This is a genomic window from Curtobacterium sp. PhB146 (assembly GCF_004342995.1).
Lineage (GTDB): Bacteria > Actinomycetota > Actinomycetes > Actinomycetales > Microbacteriaceae > Curtobacterium.
Genome location: NZ_SMBN01000002.1, coordinates 43,687 through 64,571 on the forward strand (window position 1 = coordinate 43,687; position 20,885 = coordinate 64,571).

Genomic DNA, 20,885 nt, shown 5'->3' on the forward strand with positions numbered 1-20,885 from the left:
GCGCGTCGTCGGGCGGCGCCCTCGTCGATGGTGCGGCTACTGATCGGTCGGCCCTCGCACGGCGGACGACGGCGGCACCAGGCGGTGGTGCGTCGTGACCCGCTGGAAGGCGGCGGCCGCGGACAGCACCAGGCGGTCGTCCCACGGCCGCGCGACGAGCTGCACGCCGACGGGCAGACCGTCGGGCGCGGTGCCCGCCGGCATCATCAGCGCCGGGAACCCCACGTAGTCGAACAGGCGGGTGTTCCGGGGGATGACGTCGTGCAGGTTGAACCGCTCACCGTCGACGGACATCGTCAGGTCGTCGAGTCGAGGAGCGGTGGCCCCGATGCCGGGGGTGAGCACCACGTCCACGCCGGCCTCGTCCATCCGGGCGACCATCGCGGCCTGCACGAGCGGGCGGCGGCGGAGCGCCCGGAGGTAGTCCGCCGCGGTCGGCAGGAACGACACGTCGAACCGGGCTCGGGTCCCGGCGTCGAACAGGTCGGCCGTGGCGGCGTTGGCCTCCTGGTTCGCGGCGAGTTCGCCGTAGAAGACGGTCCAGCACTCCGCGTCGATCGACTCGAGATCGTCGAACTCGATCGGCACGAGGGTCGCTCCGAGGGCGCGGAACTGCTCGGTCGCGGCGGCGTGGGCGTCGAGCACCGCGGTGTCGACGCGTTCGGTGAACCAGCCGCGCGGCACCCCGATGCGGAGCCCCTCGACCCGTTCCGGTGCCGCCTCGATGAGCGGGACGGCGGTGAACGTCGTCGGGTCCTCGCCGTCGGACCCGGCGATGACCGCCAGGACGAGCGCGAGGTCCTCGGCGGAGCGGGCCATCGGTCCGACGTGGTCGAGGGTCCACGACAGGCTCGCGACCCCGGTGCGCGGCACGAGGCCGTACGTCGGCTTGATCCCGGTGGTGCCGCAGAGTGCGGACGGCACGCGGATCGACCCGCCGGTGTCCGATCCGAGCGCCAACGGGACGATCCGGGCGGCGAGCGCCGAACCCGACCCGGTCGACGAGCCACCGGTCCACCGCTCGGGGTCCCAGGGGTTCCGCACGGCACCGTAGCGGGCGTTGTGCGGCCCCCCGCAGGCGAACTCCGTCGTGGCCGCCGTGAACACGGGGATCGCGCCGGCTGCACGGAGTCGGGCCACGACGGTCGCGTCGGCCGGGGCCACACGGTCGCCGGTCTGGAGCGAGCCGCTCGTGACGATCGTCCCCGCGACGTCGATGATGTCCTTCACGGCGAACGGGATGCCCTCGAGCGGCCGGGCCTCGTCGTCCGCCCAGCGGCGGGTGGACTCGGCGGCGGCTGCCTCGGCCCCGTCCACCAGGCGCAGGACCGCGTCTGACCAGACGTCGTCGCTCGTCCAGTGCGGGGCGAGTGCGGCCAGGACGGCGGACGGGGTGGTGGTGCCGGAACGGTAGGCGTCGAGGAGCTCGACGACCGTGGCAGCGGCGGGGCGGGACGCCGACGGCGCGTCTGCGGGCCGGGCCGGGGTCGTGTCGGCGGCCGTGCCCGGTGTCGCCGCCACGGCCGGGGCCGCCTCGATCGCTGCGCCCAGGAGCCGGCCGAACAGCTGCGCACTGTGTGCCGGTTCCGCGCGCAGCGACGACGGGGCTGCCGGCAGCGGGTTCGCGCGGCTGGCGGCCAGCGCCCGGTCGAGCTGCGGGGCGATGGTGCCGCGGACCACGGCGGCGACGTCCGTCACGCGGGGACCGCCGCCGGTGCGTGGGCGTCGGCGAGGTACCGGAACACCCCGGGCTGGCGGTCGCGTCCGAGCGGGAAGTCGTGGCGTGCCGCGGCGACCTCGCCGACGTCGATGGTGGCCCGGATGATCGGCCCCGCCTGGTGGGCCGGTGCCGAGACGACCAGGTCGCCCCGCGGTGAGACGACCGACGACCGACCGAAGTAGCTCACGGTCTTGCCGTCGACGGTCTCCTCGCCACCGCGGTTCGGGGCGACGATCCAGGTCTGCGTCTCGAGCGCGCGGACCTGCAGTTCCTGGGTGAACAGGGTCTCGCGGAAGCCCATCGACGACACGAGCACGAGCATCACCTCGGCACCGGCGGCCCGCGATGCGAGCCAGTACTCCGGGAAGCTCCGGTCGTAGCAGATGAGCATCCCGAAGCGGGTGCCGAGCGCGTCGAACACGACCGGCCCGGAGCCGGCGGCGAAGTAGTGCTTCTCGTCGACGTCGGAGATCGCGTTGGTCGGGATCGAGGTCTTGCGGTACGACGCCACCTGCTCGCCGTGCACGTCGGTGCCGTGCACGAGCGTGCCGTCGGCGTCGATGAGCACGGCGCTGTTGTACTGCGCGTCGCCCGCGTCCTCGTACAGGCCGAAGGCGACGGCGGTGCCCAGACGCTTCGCCGCCGCTGCGAACCGTGCGGTTGCGGGGCCGGGGACGGGCTGCGCCCAGGCCTTGCGGCTGTCGTTGACCACGCCGCAGAAGTAGGGCGTGGTGCAGAGCTCGGGGAACACGACGAGGTCGGCGCCCTCGGCCGCCTGTTCGAACAGGGCGATGAGCTCGTCGAGCGCGACGTCGCCGTCGGCCGGGGTCTGTCCGGCCTGCACGACCGCGACCTCGATGACCGGTCGGCTCCCTGCGGCGCTCATGCGGTGACCGCGCTCGGAGCAACGGACTCCACGCCCTCGCGGGTGCGCATCAGCGGCTGGATGCGGGTGCCGAAGTCGTCCATGCCCTGCAGGAAGTCGTCGAACACGACCATGATGCCCTTCGTGCCCTCGACGACGGCGGCCTCGTCGAGCATCGCAGCGACCTGCTCGTACGAGCCGACCAGCGTGCCCATGTTCATGTTCACGGCGCCCTCGGGCAGGGAGATCCGCTTGGCGGTGTTGCCCTCCTCACCCTCGGTGTCGGTGAGCGCCTGGCCCGTCATCCACGAGATCGCCTCGACGTCGACGCCGTCGTTGTAGAGCGCCCACTTGGCCTGGGCGGCCTCCTCGGTCTCGTCGGCGATGATCATGAACAGCACGTACGAGCCGACGTCACGACCGGTCTTCGCCCGCGCCTCGATGAGGGCCTTGTTCTGGTCGGCGTAGGCGGTCGGGGTGTTCACGCCGACGCCCATCGAGAAGTTGTAGTCGGAGTACTGGGCGGCGAACGCCATGCCCTGCGACGACTGGCCGGCCGAGACGATCGGGATGTGTCCGGTCGGCTTCGGCAGCATCTTGCAGTCGTTCATCGTGAAGTAGTCGCCCTTGAAGTCGGACTCGCCGTGCTCCCACAGCTCCTTCATGACCTGCATGTACTCGGTCTGGTAGGCGTAGCGGCGCTTGAAGTGCACGTCGTCGCCGGGCCACAGACCCATCTGGTCGTACTCGGCCTTCTGCCACCCCGCGACGAGGTTCAGGCCGAAGCGACCGTGCGAGATCGAGTCGACCGTCGCCGCCATGCGCGCCGCGATCGCCGGCGGGATCGTCAGGACCGCGGTGGTGGCGAACAGGCGGATCCGCTCGGTGCGGGCGGCGAGACCGGCCATCAGCGTGAACGACTCGAGGTTCTCGTCCCAGAACCCGCTCGGGCCGCCGTACCCGTGCAGCTTGATCATCGACAGCGCGAAGTCGAAGCCGTACGCCTCGGCCTTCTGCACGATCTCGAGGTTCAGGTCGAAGGACGGCTTGTACTGGGGCGACGTGGTGGAGATGAGCCAGCCGTTGCTGCCGATCGGGATGAAAACTCCGATGTCCATGGGGGACTCGCTTTCTGTGGTGGGTGTCGAGCAGGGTGGGAGAGGACGAGGTGGGTCAGGAACGCTTCGCGGCGGCCTTGGCGGCGGTCGCGACGGAGTGCCGCCGGATGGTCTGCGACACGGCGACGGCGACGATCAGGGCGCCGCCGTAGAACAGCTGCTGCACGAAGTTGTCCGCGCCGAGCATCTGCAGGCCGACGACCCCGGAGAACAGGAAGTACACGGCGATGAAGGTGCCGATCGCGTTGAACCGGCCCGGGATGATGGCGGTCGCGCCGAGGTAGCAGGCGGCGAACGCCGGGAGCAGGAACGACTGTCCGCTCGACGGGTCCGCGCCGCCGAGCGTGCCGGCGTAGACGACCCCGGCGACCGCGGCGGTGAGGCCGGCGCCGACGAACGCACCGACCCGGAGCCGTCGCACGTTCAGCCCGGACAGTTCGGCGACGGTGCGACCGGTGCCGACGAACAACAGCCGTCGGCCGACCGGGGTGGCGCTCAGCACGACCAGGACGACGACGGTGGCGATGAGGCCGTACACGAACGCCAGCGGCAGCCCGGCGAGCCCGCGCCACCCGACCGTGGCCTGCACGAGCGCGGGGTCGATGCCCGTCACCGACGACGAGGCGCTCATCCACTGGATGATCCCGATCATGAACGTCGAGGTGCCCAGCGTGACGATGAACGAGTCGATGCGGAACCCGACGGTGAGCAGGCCGTTGACGAGCCCGACCACGACGCCGATGACGAGACCGGCGGCGATCGCGGGCACGAGCGGGACGTCCATCTTCGCGTTGAGCACGGCGATGGTCATGGCGGAGAGCGACATCGTCGAGGCGCCGGACAGGTCGAACTCGCCCGCGGTCAGCGGGAAGAGGAACCCGAGCGCCAGGATGAGCAGCACCGACTGGGACCCGAGGATGTTCTGCAGGTTGCCGAGGGTCGGGTAGGTGTCGGGCAGCGCGATGCTGAACGCGATGACGATGACGAGCCAGGCACCGAGCAGGGCGTACCGCTCGGTGTGCCCCCATGAGAAGCGCGGGCGGGTCGGACGGACGATCGAGGTCTCGAGGACGGGGTCGGCGGTGGTGGACATCAGGCGTTCTCCTTGACGAGGGAGGGAACAGCAGCAGGGGACGGAGCAACAGGGGACGGAGCGGCGGGTTCGGCCGCGTCGACGAGGCTCGCCACGACGGCGGCCGCGATGACGTCGCGGTCGACACGCTCGTCGGTCAGCACGTCGTGCACGCGGCCGTGGGCGAGGACGACGACGCGGTCGCACAGCTGCGCGAGCTGGTCGTAGTCGGTGGACGCGCAGACGATGGCGACGCCCTGCTCCGCACTCCGGCGGAGCATCGAGAAGATCGCCGCGCGGGCGCCGACGTCGATGCCCTGGGTCGGTTCCTGCAGCAGCACGAGCCGGGGGTCGTCCTGCATCCACTTCGCCAGGACGGCCTTCTGCTGGTTGCCGCCGGACAGCGTGCCGAACAGGGCGGACGGGTCGGCGGGTCGGACGTCGTAGTCACGGACGAGTCCCGCGACGTGCGACCGTTCCCGTGCGGGGGAGAGGCCGAGCAGCCCTCGGAGCTTCCCGAGGACGGGGAGCGTGACGTTCTGCTCGACGGACAGGGTGAGCGCCCCGCCCTCGCGCTTGCGGTCGGCGGGGACGTACACGACACGGCGGGCGATGGAGGAACCGGGCGAGACCCGGGTCAGGTCGATCGGGGCGGCTTGCACCCCGTCGTCCCGCACGGTGAGCGATCCGGTCGCGGGTCGTGCGCCGTACAGGCCGGGCAGCACGTCCTCGACCCCGGAGCCGGCGAGGCCGGTGATGCCGACGACCTCGCCGTCGGCGACGTCGAACGACAGGCCGTCGACGACACCGACCCGGAGGTCGCGGACCGCCACGACGGCGTCACCGGTGGTCGCCGGCCGAGGGGTCCTGGCGGCGGCGCCGTCGAGCCCGCGTCCGACGATGAGCGCGACGAGTTCCTCGGCCGTCGTCGTGGCGGTGTCACGGTGTGCCTGGACCCGGCCGGCCCGCAGGACGGTGACCCGGTCGGCGTGCTCGAGGACCTCCGACATGTCGTGCGACACCAGCAGTGCCGAGGTGCGGCCGTCCGCGACGAGGTCCTTGACGACCCGGAACAGCAGGTCGGCGTCCTCCTTCGGCAGGAACACCGTCGGCTCGTCGAGCACGATGAGCGCGCGGTCGTCACCGAGTTCGGCGACGGCCCGCAGGATCGCGACGAGCGCCTTCTGGGTGTCGGAGAGCTCGTCGATCCGTGCACGGGGGTCGATGTCGACCCCGTACCGCGCGAACAGCTCGGCGGCGGCGCGGTGCTCGGCGCCCCAGCGGACGAAGGGGCCCCGGCCGGCCACGACGGTCGCGAGCCGCAGGTTCTCGGTCACGCCCAGGGACGGGACGAGCGCGAGGTCCTGGTGGACGAAGCTGATCCCGACGCGGCGGAAGTACCCGGGCGGCACCGGCAGTGGCAGTCGGGCGCCACGGACCTCGATCGTCGCTCCCGGCTCCGGCGCGTAGGTGCCGGACAGGATCTTGATGAGGGTCGACTTGCCGGAGCCGTTCTCGCCGAGGAGCGCGTGGACCTGGCCCGGCAGGACCTCGAGGTCGACGTCGTCGAGTGCGGTCAGTCCGCCGAAGCGCTTCGTGAGTCCGCTGATCCGCAGCACCGGCACGGCGGTCACTCGGCCGCGCCCCAGATGGCCTCGTACCCGGTCTTGTACGCGTCGCCGTAGCCCTTGCTCGGCGCCGGCGGGGTGCCGGTCTCGTCGACGTTGTCCTTCGTGAAGACCTTGAGCGGGGTCTTCTCGTCGCCGTCCTCGATGATCGGGGTGTCCGTCAGGACGCGGCCGGCCTGGTCGAGCGTCGCGTACGCGAGCCACTCCATGTTCTCGCCGATGTCCATCGTGAGGACGCTGCCGTCCTGCAGGATCTTCAGCACGGCGGGGGTGCCGTTGTACGACGAGGTGAACACCTGGCCGGTCTTGCCAGCCGCGGTCACGCCGGCCTCGACGTAGAGGGTCATCGAGTCGTAGACCGGCAGCACGTAGTCGAGGTTCGGGTTGGACTGCACGGCGGACTGCACCGTCGACGAGATCTTCGTCGCCCAGTCGGCGACCGGCACGTTCGTCACCTTGACGCTGCAGCCGTCGCACTGCGCCTCGAACTCGTCCTGCATCGCCTTGACGATGCCGTCGGACGGGGGGACCTCGGAGGACGTGATGATCAGGACGTCGCCCTGACCCTTCGTCTCCTTGATGGCCCAGTCGGCGTTGAGCTTCGCGGCCTCGTGGAACGGGGCGGTCACCTGCGCGGCGACGAGGTCCTGCAGCTGGTCCGGCAGCGCCTCGCCGGTCTGGTAGGTGTGGCTGATCAGCACGGGGATCCCCGCGGCCTTCGCACGCTTCAGCGCCGGGACGATGAGTTCACCGTTGACGCCTTGCGCCAGCACGATGATGTCGGCGCCGCGGCTGATCGCCTGGTCGATGCCGGCGGAGTGCTCGGTGGGCGTGCCCTGGTTCGTGTACTCCATCCACTTCGCGCCGTACTGCTCGGCGACCTTCTCGCCGGCCTCGTCGACCGCGGTGATGAAGGGGACGGCGGACGAGTTCGGGATGTTGAAGATCGTCTTGCCGGCGATCCCCGACATGTCGAAGGGCTCGCCCTCGAAGGTGAACTCGGGGTCGACGCTGGCCGCCTTGATCTGGCTCGTGGCGTGCTCGACCCCGGCGGTGTCGTCACCGGAGCTCGTCGACGCGGTCGAGGTGGCCGAGCAGGCGGACAGGAACAGCACGCCGGAGAGTGCGGCGGCGAGGAGCGCGGGGCGGGGGAGACGCGTTCGGGACGGTGCGGGGGACGACATCGGTCGGGGACCTCCTGGACGGGTGGAGCAGGGAAGGTGCGGGGAAGCTGCAGCGGGTACGACGAACACCCCGCGGCGCGGGGTGGCGTGTGCAGGGAGCCGGGAGACGTTCACCGGCGGCGGGGCGTCGGGGTGACGCCGGCCGCTGCAGTGGGGCTGATGCGAATGTAACGGCAGTGGGGAGCCAGCAGGCGGTCGCCCGGTAACGGTCCTGTTAGGCGTTTGTTTCGCTGGTGTTAGGCCACCCGTCGCGCTGGTGCGCGCGGGGCGTCCGCCGCGTGGTTCCGCGGGGGACGACTGCGCCACCGAGGCCTGTGCACGCGCGGATCCGGGCGGTGACGGGGCGGCGACGGCGGGGCGAAACACGCCGGACGCATCCGAGGCGACTTCCGGTAACGGCGCTCTCACAATTCGCAGGCGACGGCCGTGCACGGCGGCTGGCGGAATGCCCGGGGCCCCCGGAAGCACAGCCCGGCTGACCGGGACATTCCGGCGTTGCCGGTCCGAGGGTCGCTGGCGTAACCCAGCCGATACGGATCCGGCACGACGGCGAAACGAACGAGCGGTGGACTGCACCAACGACCCGCAGCACCAACGACCGCAGCACCAACCACCACGACAGGAGCACCCCGATGATCACCACCGTCGTCGCCGGCAACCCCAAGCCGGCCTCACGGACGCTCGACGCCGCGACGGTCGTGCTCGAACGCCTCACCGGTCGCGCCCCCGACCACGTCGTCGACGTCATCGACCTCGGCGCCGGCCTGCTCGGCTGGGGCGACACGGCGGTGTCCGACGCCGTCCGGACCGTCGCTGGCTCCGACCTCGTGGTCGTCGCGTCGCCGACGTTCAAGGCGACCTACACCGGTGTGCTCAAGCTGTTCCTCGATCAGTTCGGCACCGGAGACGGGCTCGCCGGCGTCGTCGCGGTACCGCTCATGCTCGGTGCCGGTCCGGCCCACGCGCTCGCCCCGGAGGTCTTCCTCAAACCGGTGCTGGTCGAACTCGGCGCGACCGTCCCCGCCCCCGCCCTGTACCTGAACGACAAGCAGTACTCGGACCCCGCATCGACCGACGTCTGGCTCGCCCGCTGGCGGGACGTCGTCCTCGGTGCGACCGCCAGCCACCAGGAAGGAACCGCGTCATGATCAGCCCCTACTCCACCGAGGCCCCGGACCTCTCCGCACTCAAGCAGGCGTTCTCGGGTTTCCCGTGCGGTGTCGCCGCACTGTCCGCCGTCGTGGACGGCGAACCGACCGTGCTCGTCGCGTCGTCGTTCACCGTCGGGGTCTCGCAGGACCCACCGCTGGTCATGTTCGCCGTGCAGCACACCTCGACCACGTGGCCGGTGCTCCGCGACGCCGGCACGATCGGCGTCTCGATCCTCGGCGAGGGGCACGCGCAGGTCACGCGGCAGCTCGCCTCACGCGACAAGTCGGTCCGGTTCGTCGGGGTCGACACGACGGTCGCCGACACGGGAGCGGTCTTCCTGCAGGGGGCGCCGATCTGGCTGGAGTGCTCGGTCGAGCACACCTACCCGGCCGGCGACCACGACATCGTCGTGCTCCGGGTACTCGGACTCATGTCCGACTTCGCGCACAGCCCGCTGGTCTGGCACCGGTCCGCCTTCGCGACGCTGAGCGCCTGATCGGCGCGCTGCGTGCCGGACCGACGCTGCCTGCCGGGCTGGCACCGGGCAACGGACAGGAGGCCCGGATCACGTGAGCCGATCTGCTCACGTGATCCGGGCCTCCCGTCCACACCGCGGCGTCAGCCGCGCAGCGCCTCCGTCAGCTTCACGCGACTGCCCGTCCGCAGCAGCGCGTTCTCGTAGACGCGGGCGCCCACCAGCACGACGACGACCACCGCGGCGACCACGATCAGGAGCGACAGGATCGGCTCCCACCACTCGGCCGTGCCGAGGAAGATCCGCATCGGCATGCCGATCGGTGCACTGAACGGCACGTACGACATGATGCCGAGCACGGTCGGGTTGTTGTACGCGACGATGATCAGGATGTACGGGATCATCACGAGCATCATCACCGGCGTGGTGACGCTGCCGACGTCCTCCTGACGCGACACGAGCACGGCCGCCGCGGCGAACAGCGACGCGATGAGCACGAAGCCGACGGCGAAGAACCCGACGAACCACAGGATGCTCGGGCCGAGCATCGAGAACATGTTGTCCTGCCCGGTGACCGCCAGGGTGACGACGGCGGCGATGGCCACGGCGACGATCTGCGCGAACGCCATCACGCTGTTGCCGAGGACCTTGCCGGCGAGCAGCGCCCTGGCCGAGATCGCGGACATCAGGATCTCCACGACCCTGGTCGACTTCTCCTCGACCACGCTCTGCGCGATGGACTGGCCGAAGGTCACGGCCGAGGCGAAGTACACGACGCCGAACGCGATGGCGATGAGGTAGACGAGTCCGCCGGGCAGCGCGTCCGGGTCGAGCAGTTCGATCCGCGGTGTGACGCTCAGCGCGGAGACGACGTCGGTCGGGGCTTCGTCGAGGCCGACGACCTTGTAGCCGAGCGGGTCGTCGGACGGCACGATCGCCGCGTCGACGTCGCCGTTCTGCACGAGCCGTTCCGCGTCGGCGACGGAACCGGACTTCGTGACGTCGAGCCCGCTCGTGGTGGGCAGCGAGACGCTGTCGACCACGGCAACCGGCGTGGTGTCGTCGGCGGTGGCCTTGCCGACGATGCCGCCGACCACGATGGACGCGACGACCATGCCGATCAGGATGAGGGCGGAGACCACGAAGGCCTTGCTGCGGATGCGTGCCTGGATCTCGCGTGCGGAGACGAGCCGCACGGCCTGCACGAAGGAGTCGTTCATCGGATGACCTCCCGGAAGACTTCGCTGAGCCGCGGGACCCGCGGGGCGAACGACCCGACGGTTCCCTGCTGGACGGCCCGCTGCAGGACGTGTTGGGCGGTGGACGGGTCGGCCTCGAAGACGGCGTAGCCGCCGTCGAACTCGCGGACCGTCACACCGGGCTCGTCGCGGAGCCAGGCGACGTCGCCGTCGACCAGCAGCTCCCAGGCGGCGGGCCCGGCCTGCTTGCGGAGTTCGTCCTGCGGGCCGGCGGCACGGATGGTGCCGCCCGCGATCACGACGACGTCGTCGCAGAGCCGTTCGACGACGTCGAGCTGGTGGCTCGAGAACAGCACCGGGACCCCGCGCGCCGCGGTCTCGCGCAGGACGCCGAGCACGGTGTCGACGGCCATCGGGTCGAGGCCCGAGAACGGCTCGTCGAGCACCAGCACCTCGGGATCGTGGGCCAGGGCCGCGGCGATCTGCACCCGCTGCTGGTTGCCGAGCGACAGCTTCTCGACGGCATCGTCGGCGTGGCCGGTCAGCTCGAGTCGTTCGAGCAGCTCGGTGGTCCGCGTGGTCGCCGCGCGCTTGTCGACGCCGTGCAACCGGGCCATGTAGGTGATCTGCTCGGCCACCGGCATCTTCGGGTACAGCCCGCGTTCCTCGGGCATGTAGCCGAAGCGGCGGCGGTCGGCGGGCCGGACCGCGGTGCCGTCGATCGAGACGGATCCCGCGTCGGCCTGCAGCACGCCGAGCATGATCCGCATGGTGGTCGTCTTGCCGGCGCCGTTGCCGCCGACGAACCCGGTGAGGCGGCCGTTGCCGACCGTGAACCCCACGTCGTCGAGCACCCGGCGGTCGCCGAAGTGCTTGGTCACCCCTTCGATGGTGAGCATGTCGTACCCCTCTCGCGACGGCCTGCGCCGCCTGCGTCGACGCTATTGGCCGGGAGGCACGGGGCGCCTCCGCCATCCGGCGGGACTTGGGTGGGTGGTCGGCTCCACCGCGCGGGGGAGGGGGCGGGTGGGCTGCGTCGTCCCGCGGTGCCGTGGTGTGGCTCGGTGCGGTGCGGTGCGGTGCGGTGCGGTGCGGCGCGGTGCCGGATGCATGTGCATCTTCCGACGTTCCACGCGTCGAACGACTCACGTTCTGTCGGAACATGCACCCGCACGCAATGCGTGTGCATCTTCCGACGTTCCACGCGTCGAACGTCTCGTGGAACGTCGGACTTCGCGGCGGCGGCCGGTCGGCGAGTCGGGCTCGGTCAGCCGGCGACGCCGTGCTCGAACGCCCAGACGACCGCCTGGATGCGGTCGCGCAGCGCGAGCTTCTGCAGCACGTTCGACACGTGGGTCTTCACGGTGGCGTCACCGACGTACAGCTCGGCGGCGATCTCGGCGTTGCTGAGGCCCCGGGCGAGCAGCCGGAGCACTTCGGTCTCGCGCTCGGTGAGTCCGGCGGCTGCCAGCGCGCCGTCCGCGGTCCGCGCGCTCGCCACCGGTGCGGCGGTCGCACGGCTGATCACCCGGCGCGTGACGTCGGGCGCGAGCAGGGCGTCCCCGGCGGCGACGGTCCGGACGGCGTCGATCAGCCGTTCGGGGGAGGCGTTCTTCAGCAGGAAGCCGCTGGCACCCGCCTCGAGTGCGTGGAACAGTGCGTCGTCGCTGTCGAACGTCGTCAGGATGAGCACCGCCGGCGGGTCCGGCAACGCTGCGATCCGCCGAGCGGCCTCGAGTCCGTCGACGCCGGGCATCTGCACGTCGAGGCAGACCACGTCGGGGCGCAGGGCCCGGACGGCCTCGACCGCACGGGCGCCGTCGGGGGCCTCGCCGATCACCCGGAACCCCGGCTCGGACTCCAGGATCACGCGGAACCCGGCCCGCACCAGCTCCTGATCGTCTGCGAGCACGATCGTCAGGTCGGTCGCGCCGTTCGGGTCGTTCGTCTCGTTCACGTCGTCGGCAGCCATGCCCGCACCAGGTAGCCTCCCCGGGCGCGTGGCCCGATCTCGATCCGTCCGTCCACGGCTGCGACCCGCTCCCGCATGCCGATGTGCCCGAGGCCGCTGCCCGACGGGTTCCGCGCAGCACGGTCACCGTGCCCGTCGTCGGTGACCTCGACCTCGAGCCCGTCGTCGAGGTACCTGAGCCGGACGTCGGCGCGGGCGGTGGGCCCAGCGTGCTTCAGGACGTTCGTCACGGCCTCCTGCACGATCCGGTACGCGACGGCGGCGACCGTCGGCGGCACGGGACGCTCGTTGCCCACGACCACGTACTCGGTCGGGTGACCGGCGACCCGAGCGGACTCGGCGAGCTCGACGATGCGTGCGATGCCCTCGGTGCTCGGAGCGTCCCCGACACCGCGGTCACCGGTGCCCGGTTCGTCCGCCGACCGCAGGGTGCCGAGCATCCGCCGGAGTTCCTCGACAGCCGTGCGCGCGCTCTCCTCCACCACGCCGAGCGATGCCGTCGCCTGCGCGGGATCACGGTCGATGACCCGTCGGGCAGCGCCGGCCTGCACGCCCATCAGGGACACGTGGTGCGCGACGACGTCGTGCAGTTCGCGGGCGATCCGGACCCGCTCGATCGTCACGGCCTGGGCAGCACTGCGCTCCCGTTCGGCTGCCAGCTCCGCGGTGCGCTCGTCGAGCTGGTGTCGGGCGACGGCCGAGGCCCAGGCCCGGTTGCCCGCGTACCAGGCGGCGCCGAAGTAGATGACGTTGATCACGATGTTCAGCAGCGAGTACGCGATGTACGGCGGGATGAGGGCGCCGTCGTCGTTGGGCAGTGCGTTCGGTACCGCCCAGCCGAACGAGATCGCGAGGAACAGCCACGCGAACATCCCGCCGATGACGACCCACCGGACCACCTCGGCCCGCACCCGGTCGGCGCACCATGCACCGACGGAGTACAGCGAGATGAACAGGGTGAAGTTGACCAGGAACACCTCGGGCACGTGCAGGAGCTGCGTGGCCGCGAACGCCAGCGCGGACAACACTGCAGCGGACATCGGGAACCGGCGACGGAACGCGATCGGGACCGCGTTCGCGACGATCATCAGGGCCGAGACCCACCAGGCCGCCTGGTCGTCGCCGTAGATGCCGGACGCCCCGTACAGGACGGTGGTGATCGTCAGGCCGGCGGCGAGCACCAGGGCGAGCACGGCGTCCTGGCGGTGCTCGCGGCGCCCCACGGGCAGCCGTGACCACTCCGCTGTCGTCCCCATGCAGCAAACGCTAGCGGGTGCCGCCCCCGTCCAGGCCGTCGAGGGCCGCGAGGACCGTCGTGACCTCGGTGCGCGTCGTGTAGTCGACGTGCACGTCCACGAACCGGACGACACCGTGCTCGTCGATGACGAAGACCGACGGGAACGGGATCGCGGCGGTTCCGTCGGCGTTGCTGTCGGCGACGTCGAACCCGAGCTCCGTGTGGGCTGCTCGTGCCTCAGTGCTCGGCGCCGTGACGACGCCGAACCGACCGGCGAGCACGTTCTCCGGGTCGGACAGGACCGGGAATGCCAGCTCGCCGTTCGCGATCGACTGCTCGGTGCCCTCGGGGGTCTGCGGCGAGACGGCGACGAGTCGTGCCCCGCGTCCCTGCAGCGCGGGGAGCAACTCCTGCTGGTAGGTGCGGAGCGTGAGGTTGCAGTACGGGCACCAGGCGCCGCGGTAGAACACGATCACGGTCGGCGTGTCACCACGCGCGGCGCCCAGTGACGTGGCGGCGCCCGTCGCGTCCAGCAGTGGAGCGTCCGGGGCGTCGTCCCCGACGGCGAGGACACCGTCGGGGACGCCGTCGGCACGCAGGTCGGCCTGTTCCCGATCGAACACGGCGCTGAGCTCGGGGCCGATCTGCGCGGTGAAGCCGTCGTTGAACTCGTCGACTCGACGAGCGATGGTGTCGTGGGGCATCGGGTACTCCGTGGTCGTGGGCGGCCGGGTCGCCGTCGGAGGGAGCGTAGGCACGTCCCGGGGCTCGCGGTCCCGTCGCTCGTCACGGAGCGTCACGGAACCGGGTGGTCGGGGAGTATCCTCCCGCCAACGAGCAGGGGAGTCACCATGCAGTTCCTCGTCAACGTCATCGACGACGGGCAGGCCGACGCCGCCGGTCGCACGGAGTCCGCCACCCAGGCCGAGGCCACTGCGGTCGATGCCCTGAACGAACGCCTGGGCACCGCCGTCGTGTTCGCCGCCGGGGTGTCCGCCCCCGGCGACGGCACCGTCGTCGACGCCCGTGGCGGCGGTTCGGACACCACGCCCGGACAGGTGGCCGACAGCGCCGAGTTCGTCGCGGGCTTCTGGGTCATGGAGCTGCCGGACGCCGAGACGGCGCTCCGTGTGGCGCACGAGGCGTCGCAGGCGTGCAACCGGAAGATCGAGCTGCGTCCGCTGCTGTGACGCGGGCACCGCTCCCCGGCCCGCTCCGCTTCCCGACCACGGCGAGCACGGCGCTCGCCGCCGTGACGAGCGCCCCGACCACGAACGTCGCCGCGTAGCCCGCCGTGCCGACGAGTGCGCCCGACGCCGCCGCTCCCACGGCCTGACCGAGCACGAGCGCGACGAAGAGCGCCGACGTCCCGGCCGACGACCGCGCAGCGTCGAGTTCGGTCGTCCAGGCGATCAACGCGCCGGTCGCCGCCGTGTAGCCCCAGCCGAACACCGCACACGCCAGCATCGCCACCGCCGTGGACTGCGGCGCGAGCCCGAGTGCGACGACGGCCACCGCCACGGCGCCCGCGGTCACCGCCCAGAGCGTCCGCGCGCGGAGTCCGCTCGTCCACCGAGCCGTCACGGCGACCGCAGCACCGCCGACCCCGAGCGCGATCCACGCCGACACCGACACCACGACGGGCGCGCCCGCGTCGACCAGCGCGGAGCGGCCGTAGGTCCACACGACCGCCGATCCGGCACCGAAGAGCAGCGCGAGCGCGATGACCCGTCGGTGCGCCGCGAACCACGCCGTCCCGGGTGCGGCTGGCCGGTCACCGCCGGACCCGCTCCCACGGGACACCACCAGCAGCACGACGCCGACGACGAGTGCGAAGACCCCGGACCACGCCCAGGCCGTCCGCCAGTCGGGCAGGAGCACGAGTGCGAGCGCCCCCGCGGCGACCAGCCCCGGACCGGTCCCCGAGTTGACGACCGCCTGCGCCGTCCCCTGCACGGACCCCGGCACCGTGCGCGACACGAGCTGCACGAGGGCCGGCGACGCCAGCCCCGCCCCGGTCGACGCGACCACGGCGGCGATCCCGAAGGACCACGGCCCCGGCGCCGCCGCCATCGCGAGCGCACCGACCCCGGCGACTCCGGCGGCTGCGGCGACGAGCACCCGGGGGACGCGTGCGGCGACCAGGAACCCGACCACCGCGCCGACGCAGTACATCGCCGAGGCCCCCGAGGAGACCCACCCGGCGGCGTCCGGGCGCAGGCCGAGGTCGCGTTGGACGTCGGGCAGGAAGAGCCCGAACGCCAGGCGGACCAGCCCGTACGTCGCGGCGATCAGGGCCAGCCCGCTGCCGAGGAACACCCACTGTCGTAACGAAAACGATCGTTTCACTTTTGAGAGCCTAGGGTGCTTGCATGGCGATGCGTCCAGGAACCGAGCAGCGGCTGCTCGACGCGGCCGAGGAGCTCTTCTTCACGCGGGGCATCGCCGCCACCCCGATCGACGCCGTGCTCGACCGTGCCGGGATCTCGAGCGCCACGCTCTACCGCGGGTACGCGAGCAAGGAAGCCCTGGTCGCCGCGGCCCTCGATCGGCGGCACGATGACTGGCTCGCCACGTGGGACCGCGCTGTCGACGCGGCTCCGGACGACCGTGGTCGTCTGCTCGCGGTGTTCGACGCGCTGGACGACTACCGGTCGACCACCGCCGGCTCGCGCTGGTGCGCGTTCCTCGGGACCGCTGCTGAGTACGCGGACGCCCCAGCCGAGGTGCACGACGTGCTCGACCGCGAGACCGGTGCGCTCCGGAGCCGGCTGACCGAACGTGCCGCGCCCGTCGTCGGCGAGCGCGCCGGGGCCCTGGCTGACCAGCTGCTGCTCGTCGTCTCCGGGTACCTCGCGATGCGCCTGCGCGATCCGTCGGTCGGCACGGCGACGGCGCGTGCGGTCGCTGCGGCGCTCGTCGCAGCAGCCTGACCGCTCGTCAGCGCCCCGGGGTTCTCCGACGCTGCGCTGGGTACCTTGCCCGGTGTGCAGCGACTCTCCCCGATCCTCGTGATGCAGCGCGTGACCTCTGACGGAACGGTGCCCCTCGGATGACCCGTCCGCGTGCGTCGACGATCACCCGTCGGTCGCTGCTGATCGGGGGAGTCGGCATCGTCGCCGCGGGTGCAGCCGCCGAGGCGGTGAACCTCGACCTGCTGCCGGGTCGGTCGACGATGTACCGCGTGCTCGGGCTCAACGGTGCCGACGGCACGATCCCCGACGTCGACCCGGTCCCCTCGGTCTCCGGCACCTTCGTGTCGACCGCGCGGAAGGGACGGACCGTCGGGTGGACCATCGCCGCTCCGGAGTCGGACACCCCGCTGCCGGTGGCCGTCGCGTTGCACGGCTACGGCGACGACCACTCGGCGTTCTTCGGGCGGGCGCTCGGCTGGGACCGGTTCCTCGCGGCGCACATCACGGGTGGCGGCGCTCCGTTCGCGATCGCCTCGATCGACGGCGGCAACCGCTACTGGCACCACCGTTCCGACGGGGATGACCCCGCGGCGATGGTCGTCGACGAGTTCCTGCCCCGGATCGCGCGGCGCGGATTCGACACCGACCGGCTCGCGCTGACCGGGTACTCGATGGGCGGGTTCGGCGCCCTCCGGCTCGGCGGGGTGCTCGGTGCGTCCCGCGTCCGCGCCGTGTCGGCGATCAGTCCGGCGCTCTGGACGTCAGCAGCGGACACCGCCCGCGGAGCCTTCGACGACGCGGCCGACTTCCGTGCGAACACGGTCCTCGGTCGGCAGCGCGCGCTCGACGGGGTCGCCGTCCGTGTCGACTGCGGCAACGGTGACGGGTTCGCTCCGGCGGCGCACGCCTACGTCGACGGTTTCGCGACGCCGCCCGCCGGGGGCTTCGAGCCCGGCGCCCACACGCACGGCTACTGGCGCCGCCTGGCACCGCAGCAACTCGCCTTCCTCGGCCGTCACCTCGGTCGCTGACCCAGCCCGCGCCCTGGGCGGTCGCCGAGGCGGACGGGAGGCCCGTGGCGGCCCCGCACCGCGCCTCCAGGCCGCCGACCGGTCGCGCCCACGGCCCGTGCCGCCTGGCGAGCAGCGCTCAGGCTCGCCCGCGGTTGCGGCGCCGGATCTCCCTCGGCGCCCGACCGGCCATGAAGGACCTCGCAGGATCGACGAGGAAGCCCTGCCGCAGGGCCTCGCGCCCGACGAGCATCCGGAACCCCATCTGGTCGCGGTTGCTCAGGGTGACCTCGGACACGACGGCGCGCCCGGCCAGGGTGATCGTGGTGAGCACGACGATGCGCTCCTGGGTGTGCCCGGTCGAGCTGCGGATGATGCGCCGGTCGTGCACGTCGCACTCGATCGTGACGGCGTCGGCATCGGTGTCCTGCCATGGGTGCACCGAGAACCGGACCCGGTCGCCCGGGAGTTCTTCGAGGTCGAACGCGTGCAGTGCCGAGCTGCGTGCACCGGTGTCGAGCTTGACCTTGATCCACGGCAGCCCGAGGTCCGGCAGGCCGGCCCACTCGCGCCAGCCGGCGACGACGAGCCCGCCGTCGGGGGACTTCGGAGCACGGGCCATGTGCCCATCCTGTCCCATGCGCGACTGTGCCGGTCAGGCGGGCGGGTTCGGCACCATCCGGACGGCGCTCTTCCGCGGCGGCCCGGGCAGCACCGAGACGCCGGCTGCCTCGGCCCCACGTGCTCCGTCGATGACCGCGGTCGCGCCGCCGAGCGACGGTGCCGGCCCCGCGGTTCCGAACAGTGCCCACGCCTCGCCCCCCGGGTCGAACCGCGAGTCGTAGCGGAGCGCATCGACCCGGTCCTTGAACAGCTCGGCCCATGCCTGCGTCACGGCGTAGTCGCCCATGGTCGTGAGTTCGCTCGTGACCCCGAAGCGTGCAGCGCCCGCGCCGCTGACGTGGGCGGAGCTCGCATCGGACGGCGGGGGGATCGTCGAGACGCGGAGGGCGGCAGCGTCGGCAGCGCTCACTTCGTTGCGGCGGACCTTCGGGCCGAAGAACTCTCGGACAGCGGTCGAGGCCGCGGCTGCGAAGCAGCACGTGCCGTTCGGTTCCCGGAGGTTGAAGCGGCCGTGGGGGTGGCTGGCGAAGTACCAGGGCGCGAACTCGGCGAGGTGCGCGCGGAACACCTCGGCGGGGAGTCTGCCCCCGTCGGGGAAGCCGGTCAGGTCGAGACCGGCTTGTGGTGCGGTCTGGACGACGTCGGTGCGTGCGACCGTGGTCATCCGAGTCGGAACGATCCGGCGAGTGCGGCGAGACGGACCGCTTCGTCCGCACGGTCCGTCCGGAGCGCCTGGGCCGGCGTGAGTCCGTCGAGTTCGTCCGCCGGCGCGTTCAGCCACACGGCATCGCCCCAGGGGTCGACCCGGTCGGGGTCCAGGCCGGCCAGGACGTCGCGCAACCGTGGCAGCAGGATGCCCCGTGCATCGAACTGGAACGACGGGTAGAGCCGGAAGCCGTCGGCCGACAGCACGCAGAGCACGTCGCCGACCTTGGCCTGCGCATCGAGGGTCTGCCGGCTCATCTGGAACCACTTCCGCAGGCCGGCAGTGTCGTAGAACGGTCCGACGCGGTCGTCGAGCACATCGGCGCCGGGGATGCTGGCGAGCATCCGCTCCGCGACGGCGTCCATCGATCCGTTCACCCGCTCGACCTCGGCGAGGTCGATCAGGTCGACGTGCCGCAGGAGTGCGGCCACGAGGCGATCCCTGAGGTCGTCGGCCGGACCGGTGGAGGTCGTGGTCGGTGGCGCGACCGCCTCGGTCGAGGACGGTCTGCGCGATCGGACACGCCACTCGGACGACGCGGGTCGCCGCGACGTCGACCGTCCGGACCCTGCGAGTCGAGGGGTCCGGTTGCTCCGGGTCGCCCGGAGACCGTGCTGGTTCTTCGTCATTGCGCACCGTCCGATCAGTCAATCCAGCGTACCGCACACGCGTCAAAAGAGTACAACGCGCTCGCTCTGCAAGGCGGTCGGCGGCATCACGGCGCGGGCGTGCTTGGATGGACCGTCGCCGTCGATCCCACCCCGCGGAGAACCCCTCGATGAAACTCGCCATCCTGTCCCGCGCCCCGCAGGCGTACTCGACCCAGCGCCTCCGTGCTGCGGCGCTCGACCGCGGCCACGACGTCAAGGTGCTGAACACGCTGCGCTTCGCGATCGACCTGTCCGGCGAGGACCCGGACCTGCTGTACCGCGGCAAGCTCCTGTCCGACTACGACGCGGTGCTGCCCCGGATCGGCAACTCGATCACCTACTACGGCACCGCGGTGGTGCGGCAGTTCGAACAGATGGACGTGTACACGCCGAACACCGCGACGGGCATCACGAACTCCCGCGACAAGCTCCGGGCGAACCAGATCCTGTCCCGCCACCACATCGGCATGCCCGCGACGACGTTCGTGAACAGCCGGGCCGACGTCCGCGGCGCGATCGAACGGGTCGGCGGGGCTCCGGTCGTGATCAAGCTGCTCGAGGGCACGCAGGGGATCGGCGTGATCCTGGCGCCGGAGGAGAAGGTCGCCGAGTCGATCGTCGAGACCCTGCACTCGACGAAGCAGAACGTCCTGATCCAGTCGTTCATCTCGGAGAGCCGCGGTCGTGACATCCGCGCCCTCGTCGTCGGCGACCGGGTGGTGGCCGCGATGCGCAGGACGGCGTCGGGGGACGAGTTCCGCTCCAACGTGCACCGTGGCGGCACCGTCGAGAAGGTCACGCTGTCGCCGGAGTACGAGGCGGTCGCGGTCCGGTCGGCGCAGATCATGGGGCTCAAGGTCGCCGGTGTCGACATGCTCGAGGGCAACGACGGTCCGCTCGTGATGGAGGTCAACTCGTCACCGGGGCTCGAGGGCATCGAGCGTGCGACGGGCTTGGACGTCGCCGGCGCGATCATCGACTTCATCGGCAACCAGGTGGCCTTCCCCGAGATCGACGTGCGCCAGCGGCTCAGTGTGTCGACGGGCTACGGCGTCGCCGAGCTGCTCGTGCACACCAACGCCGACCTGGTCGGGAAGACGATCAAGGAGTCGGGACTGTGGGACCGGGACATCACCGTGCTGACCCTGCACCGGGGCGCGACCGTCATCCCGAACCCGCGCAGTGGCGTCGAGCTGCAGGCCAGTGACCGGCTGCTCTGCTTCGGCAAGCTCGAGGAGATGCGCTCGATGGTGCCGGACCGTCGACGCCGTCGCAGCAAGATCCGGAAGCTCCCGAAGGACGCCTGACACCGCGCGTCCAGCCGAGCCGGACTGCACACACAGGTGAAATGAGGAAGT

The 20,885-nt window shown here is 71.6% G+C and carries 21 protein-coding genes; 6 read left to right on the forward strand and 15 right to left on the reverse strand.

What is annotated here, in order from left to right; translation table 11 throughout:
- Positions 1-36 precede the first annotated feature (36 nt).
- Genes EDF33_RS08570 through EDF33_RS08595 form a run of 6 tightly spaced genes read right to left on the reverse strand, consistent with a single transcriptional unit; the run spans position 37 to position 7,587 of the window.
- Complete coding sequence (locus EDF33_RS08570; RefSeq protein ID WP_132099819.1) at positions 37-1,698, reverse strand: amidase; 1,662 nt, start codon at positions 1,696-1,698, stop codon at positions 37-39.
- The gene (locus EDF33_RS08575; protein WP_132099820.1) at positions 1,695-2,606 is read right to left on the reverse strand and encodes a carbon-nitrogen hydrolase family protein; all 912 of its coding nucleotides are present in this window, start codon (positions 2,604-2,606) and stop codon (positions 1,695-1,697) included. Before EDF33_RS08575 ends, EDF33_RS08570 begins: the two co-directional genes overlap by 4 nt.
- Complete coding sequence (gene rutA / locus EDF33_RS08580; protein ID WP_131846595.1) at positions 2,603-3,703, reverse strand: pyrimidine utilization protein A; 1,101 nt, start codon at positions 3,701-3,703, stop codon at positions 2,603-2,605. Before rutA ends, EDF33_RS08575 begins: the two co-directional genes overlap by 4 nt.
- A 55-nt stretch (positions 3,704-3,758) precedes the next feature.
- Entirely contained in the window at positions 3,759-4,796 is a 1,038-nt protein-coding gene (locus tag EDF33_RS08585; protein WP_123341179.1) for an ABC transporter permease, read from the reverse strand.
- The gene (locus tag EDF33_RS08590; protein ID WP_243692411.1) at positions 4,796-6,409 is read right to left on the reverse strand and encodes a sugar ABC transporter ATP-binding protein; all 1,614 of its coding nucleotides are present in this window, start codon (positions 6,407-6,409) and stop codon (positions 4,796-4,798) included. The genes EDF33_RS08585 and EDF33_RS08590 overlap by 1 nt, the downstream gene beginning before the upstream one ends.
- Positions 6,406-7,587, reverse strand: coding sequence for a sugar ABC transporter substrate-binding protein (locus EDF33_RS08595; protein ID WP_132099821.1), 1,182 nt, complete (start codon positions 7,585-7,587; stop codon positions 6,406-6,408). The genes EDF33_RS08590 and EDF33_RS08595 overlap by 4 nt, the downstream gene beginning before the upstream one ends.
- A gap of 632 nt (positions 7,588-8,219) precedes the next feature.
- Here EDF33_RS08595 and EDF33_RS08600 point away from each other — a divergent pair.
- Positions 8,220-8,735, forward strand: a complete 516-nt coding sequence (locus EDF33_RS08600) for an NAD(P)H-dependent oxidoreductase (protein WP_131880358.1) — start codon at positions 8,220-8,222, stop codon at positions 8,733-8,735.
- Positions 8,732-9,235: a flavin reductase family protein gene (locus EDF33_RS08605; RefSeq protein ID WP_123673676.1), complete on the forward strand. Its 504-nt coding sequence runs from the start codon at positions 8,732-8,734 to the stop codon at positions 9,233-9,235. The genes EDF33_RS08600 and EDF33_RS08605 overlap by 4 nt, the downstream gene beginning before the upstream one ends.
- A gap of 122 nt (positions 9,236-9,357) precedes the next feature.
- Here the strand turns inward: EDF33_RS08605 and EDF33_RS08610 are convergent, their stop codons facing one another.
- The 5 genes from EDF33_RS08610 to EDF33_RS08630 form a co-directional block, all read right to left on the reverse strand.
- Positions 9,358-10,434: an ABC transporter permease gene (locus tag EDF33_RS08610; RefSeq protein WP_132099822.1), complete on the reverse strand. Its 1,077-nt coding sequence runs from the start codon at positions 10,432-10,434 to the stop codon at positions 9,358-9,360.
- Positions 10,431-11,312, reverse strand: coding sequence for an ATP-binding cassette domain-containing protein (locus EDF33_RS08615; RefSeq protein ID WP_123341174.1), 882 nt, complete (start codon positions 11,310-11,312; stop codon positions 10,431-10,433). Before EDF33_RS08615 ends, EDF33_RS08610 begins: the two co-directional genes overlap by 4 nt.
- A gap of 368 nt (positions 11,313-11,680) precedes the next feature.
- The gene (locus EDF33_RS08620; protein ID WP_131921422.1) at positions 11,681-12,385 is read right to left on the reverse strand and encodes a response regulator transcription factor; all 705 of its coding nucleotides are present in this window, start codon (positions 12,383-12,385) and stop codon (positions 11,681-11,683) included.
- Positions 12,367-13,641 (reverse strand): sensor histidine kinase, encoded by a 1,275-nt coding sequence (locus tag EDF33_RS08625; protein ID WP_228505808.1) that lies wholly within the window; start codon positions 13,639-13,641, stop codon positions 12,367-12,369. The genes EDF33_RS08620 and EDF33_RS08625 overlap by 19 nt, the downstream gene beginning before the upstream one ends.
- A 10-nt stretch (positions 13,642-13,651) precedes the next feature.
- On the reverse strand, positions 13,652-14,326 hold the full coding sequence (locus tag EDF33_RS08630) for a peroxiredoxin-like family protein (protein WP_123939331.1): 675 nt from the start codon (positions 14,324-14,326) through the stop codon (positions 13,652-13,654).
- 147 nt (positions 14,327-14,473) lie between these two features.
- Between EDF33_RS08630 and EDF33_RS08635 the strand changes: the two genes are divergently transcribed.
- Positions 14,474-14,812, forward strand: a complete 339-nt coding sequence (locus tag EDF33_RS08635; RefSeq protein WP_123939330.1) for a YciI family protein — start codon at positions 14,474-14,476, stop codon at positions 14,810-14,812.
- On the opposite strand, the gene EDF33_RS08640 is transcribed toward EDF33_RS08635, so the two are convergent.
- A complete protein-coding gene (locus EDF33_RS08640) occupies positions 14,718-15,971 on the reverse strand; it encodes an MFS transporter (protein WP_165918762.1) in 1,254 nt (417 codons plus the stop codon). The genes EDF33_RS08635 and EDF33_RS08640 overlap by 95 nt on opposite strands.
- 23 nt (positions 15,972-15,994) lie before the next feature.
- On the opposite strand from EDF33_RS08640, the gene EDF33_RS08645 reads away from it, so the two are divergent.
- Together EDF33_RS08645 and EDF33_RS08650 are read left to right on the forward strand one after the other, a co-directional pair.
- Positions 15,995-16,555, forward strand: coding sequence for a TetR/AcrR family transcriptional regulator (locus tag EDF33_RS08645; protein WP_131921424.1), 561 nt, complete (start codon positions 15,995-15,997; stop codon positions 16,553-16,555).
- A gap of 119 nt (positions 16,556-16,674) precedes the next feature.
- A complete protein-coding gene (locus EDF33_RS08650; protein ID WP_207895464.1) occupies positions 16,675-17,568 on the forward strand; it encodes a hypothetical protein in 894 nt (297 codons plus the stop codon).
- A gap of 118 nt (positions 17,569-17,686) precedes the next feature.
- Here EDF33_RS08650 and EDF33_RS08655 read toward each other — a convergent pair whose 3' ends face one another.
- The 3 genes from EDF33_RS08655 to EDF33_RS08665 are packed head-to-tail and all read right to left on the reverse strand — an operon-like array spanning position 17,687 to position 19,308.
- Positions 17,687-18,169 (reverse strand): RimK/LysX family protein, encoded by a 483-nt coding sequence (locus tag EDF33_RS08655; protein ID WP_131921425.1) that lies wholly within the window; start codon positions 18,167-18,169, stop codon positions 17,687-17,689.
- Between the two features lie 33 nt (positions 18,170-18,202).
- Positions 18,203-18,835, reverse strand: coding sequence for an RES family NAD+ phosphorylase (locus EDF33_RS08660; protein WP_132099824.1), 633 nt, complete (start codon positions 18,833-18,835; stop codon positions 18,203-18,205).
- A complete protein-coding gene (locus EDF33_RS08665; protein ID WP_131921427.1) occupies positions 18,832-19,308 on the reverse strand; it encodes a hypothetical protein in 477 nt (158 codons plus the stop codon). Before EDF33_RS08665 ends, EDF33_RS08660 begins: the two co-directional genes overlap by 4 nt.
- Before the next feature lie 347 nt (positions 19,309-19,655).
- Between EDF33_RS08665 and rimK the strand changes: the two genes are divergently transcribed.
- Positions 19,656-20,834, forward strand: coding sequence for a 30S ribosomal protein S6--L-glutamate ligase (rimK, locus tag EDF33_RS08670; RefSeq protein WP_123291758.1), 1,179 nt, complete (start codon positions 19,656-19,658; stop codon positions 20,832-20,834).
- Positions 20,835-20,885: the final 51 nt, after the last annotated feature.